This window comes from Nocardia sp. NPDC049220, from assembly GCF_040647855.1.
Taxonomy (GTDB): domain Bacteria; phylum Actinomycetota; class Actinomycetes; order Mycobacteriales; family Mycobacteriaceae; genus Nocardia.
This window is the reverse complement of record NZ_JBEZDA010000050.1, coordinates 1-2,866: the sequence shown is the minus strand read 5'-3', so window position 1 is coordinate 2,866 and position 2,866 is coordinate 1. Positions and strand designations below refer to the sequence as shown.

The 2,866-nt window shown below is 71.1% G+C and carries 2 protein-coding genes; one reads left to right on the top strand and one right to left on the bottom strand.

Going from position 1 to position 2,866, the window contains the following annotated elements; translation table 11 throughout:
* Positions 1-194 (top strand): hypothetical protein (locus tag AB0C34_RS31470; RefSeq protein ID WP_357081072.1); only part of this gene is annotated, 194 nt, incomplete at its 5' end.
* Between the two features lie 5 nt (positions 195-199).
* On the opposite strand, the gene AB0C34_RS31465 is transcribed toward AB0C34_RS31470, so the two are convergent.
* Positions 200-2,620, bottom strand: a complete 2,421-nt coding sequence (locus tag AB0C34_RS31465) for a SpoIIE family protein phosphatase (RefSeq protein ID WP_357081069.1) — start codon at positions 2,618-2,620, stop codon at positions 200-202.
* Positions 2,621-2,866 lie beyond the last annotated feature (246 nt).

The following is a 2,866-nucleotide window of genomic DNA, read 5'->3' as shown; positions in this document are numbered from 1 at the left end:
GCACGGCTGCTCGCCGCAGCGGAATGACCACGACTGCGCAGCCGGTCTGCGCGAGCGGCCTCGGTACCGCCGCGGTGGTCCGGCGCGTGCCGTGCGGCGGCCCGAGGCCCGTCGCACGGACCCCTCAGGGCAGCAGCGTGGTCAGCACGGCACGTGTCCTCGGTGGGGTCCGAGGCCACCCGGCAGGACGCTGAGACGGTCAGGTGAACGTGCCGGTCAGTGGTTGTTCGGTCCACACGGTCTTGCCCTCGCGGGTGTAACGGGTACCCCAGCGTTCGGCCATCTGGGCCACCAGGAACAGGCCGCGCCCGCCCTCGTCGGTGGTACGGGCGCGGCGCAGGTGGGGTGAGGTGTGGCTGGTGTCACTGACCTCGCACACCAGACACCGTTCACGGATCAGCCGCAGGGTCGCAGGGCCGCTGGCGTACCGGTAGACGTTGGTGACCAGTTCGCTGGCGATCAACTCGGTCGTGAACGCCAAGTGTTCCAGACCCCATTCGCTCAGCTTGGCCGAGGTCAGTGCCCGGGCCCGGGCTGCGCTGGCAGGCTCCAGCGGGAAAGTCCAGGAGGCGACACTGTCCGGTGGCAGCATGCGGGTGCGGGCGACCAGCAATGCGACGTCGTCGCTGGGGCGCGAGGGCACGAGCGAGTCAACCACCGCTTGGCATGTTCTCTCCAGCGCGTCCGCGGGACGGGTGAGCGCGCCGCACAGCTTGGTCAGGCCGGCGTCGGCATCGATGTTGCGTTCACCGATGAGTCCGTTGGTATACAGGCACAGCAGGCTACCCCCGGCCAGTTCGACGTCCCGGGCCTCGAACGGCAGGCCGCCCAGGCCGAGCGGTGGGCCGGCGGGCAGGTCCAGCATCGCCACCTGTCCATCCGGAGCGGTCACCACCGGCGGCGGGTGGCCGGCGCGGGCCACGGAGCACCGCCCGGAGACCGGGTCGTAGACGGCGTACAGGCAGGTCGCACCGACGACCTGCTCGCCCACCGGCCGCTCACCGGCTGCTTCCTGTTCCGCCGCCAGCAGGATGACCAGGTCGTCCAGGCGGGAGAGGAGCTCGTCCGGTTCCAGGTCGAGGCTGGCGAGCGTGTGTACGGCGGTACGCAACCGGCCCATGGTGGCGGCTGCGTGGATGCCGCGTCCCACCACGTCGCCGACGACGAGGGCGACCCGGGACCCGGACAGGGGAATGACGTCGAACCAGTCACCGCCCAGGCCCGGGGCCGCGCTGGCCGGCAGGTAGCGCAAGGCCACCTCGACGGCCGACTGGTCCGGAACCGCGCGGGGCAGAAGGCTGCTCTGCAAGGTGAACGCGGTCTGCTGCTGCTGGGTGAAGCGCCGGGCGTTGTCGATGGCGACGGCGGCGCGCGAGGCGAGTTCCTGGGCGAGGGTGAGATCGTCCGCCTCGAAGGGATCGGGGCGGCGCGAACGCCACACTGTCATCACGCCCAGTACCAGGCCCCGCGCGGCCACCGGGACCACGATCAGCGAGTGGGCGCCCAGATCCGGAGCGTGGGCCCCCCGGTGGCCTCTCGTCGAGAACCAGTCGGGCGGGAGTACCGGTTCCAGGACGGGCCGCCCTTCGGCGAGGCATCTGGCCTGGGGGGCGTCCGGCGCGAACTCCACCGGCTCCCCCTGGGGGTGGGGCGGGCCGGCTTGCTGGGCACCGACACCGCAGGCCCCCACGCGTACCACCGGCCCCGCGAGGGCCCCCGCCAGTTCCTCGCCGCGCGTCACGGGCTGAAGCAGGTCCACTGACGCGTGGTCGGCGAGGTGAGGCACCATCACCTCGGCGAGTTCCCGGGCGGTCTCCGCCACGTCAAGGGTGGTTCCGATACGGCTTCCGGCCTGGTCGAGGAGCGCGAGCCGACGCTGGGCCCGATGGCGTTCGGTGATGTCCTCGATCATCTCGGCCACACCGAGAATGCGACCGGAGGGATCCTCCATCGGGAAGGACGAGACCATCGCCACCCGCTCTCGCGCGGGGTCCTGCTCCAGGCGAACGAACTGCTCGGAGTAGACCGCTGGCCTTCCGGTCTCGATCACCTGGCGCACACGGTCCACGGCACTGCGCGCGTCATCGGGGAGGAGGAAACAGCCGGTGGGCAGCCCCCGAAAATCCGCTGCCGGGACGCCGCTGAAGCGTTCGATGGCCCGGTTGACCCGGAGCAGCTTCAGGTCGGGGCCATGGACGACCAGGCCGATCGGGCAGCGGCGGTACAACCCGTCGAGGACCGCGCGGTCCCTTTGCCACTCCAGGACGTCGGCCTCGAGTGCCCCGGCGAGAACCCACTCTCGGACCCGGCCGTCCCGTGAGAGCGCGTCGGCCCTGAGTCCCAGCTCCACGAGCCGCCCGTCGCGGTGCCGCACCGTGAGCATCCCGAACCAGCTGCCGCTTCTCCTGCAGCTCCCCGCGGCCTCCCTGACGGTCGGCAGCTCGCGGGGATCGACAAGGACCTCGGACGCCGGACGACCGATCACGGCTGTGTCCGGATAGCCGAGCAGTTCCTGAGCCCGCCGGTTCCATCCGATCACGGTTCCGCGGTCGTCGAGCACCGCCAAAGCAGCGAGGTGCAGGGCGAACGGATCGTCGTGGCTTTCGCTGAGCTCCGTCATCCGCTTCTCCACCGCTGGACACCACCTTGTCCTCGGTCTCCGCTGTTCTGCCTCGGGCCAGCCACGGCCGGCGTCCGGCGTGACGGCGTCCGAGTCGGTGGCCAGGCGTTCCACACATGCACGCCGACGACCTGCAGATGCCATGTAAGCCTATTGAACCCGGTGGAGCCGCAGCCTCGCCCACCGTGCGGCACGGTGTGGCGGCCATGGGTGGGCCACGGCAGGGTAGACGGCCCGCTCATCAGC

Coding starts and splice junctions, on each gene's coding strand:
- AB0C34_RS31465 (WP_357081069.1), bottom strand. CDS start 2,620: ATGACGGAGCTCAGCGAAAGCCACGACGATCCGTTCGCCCTGCACCTC.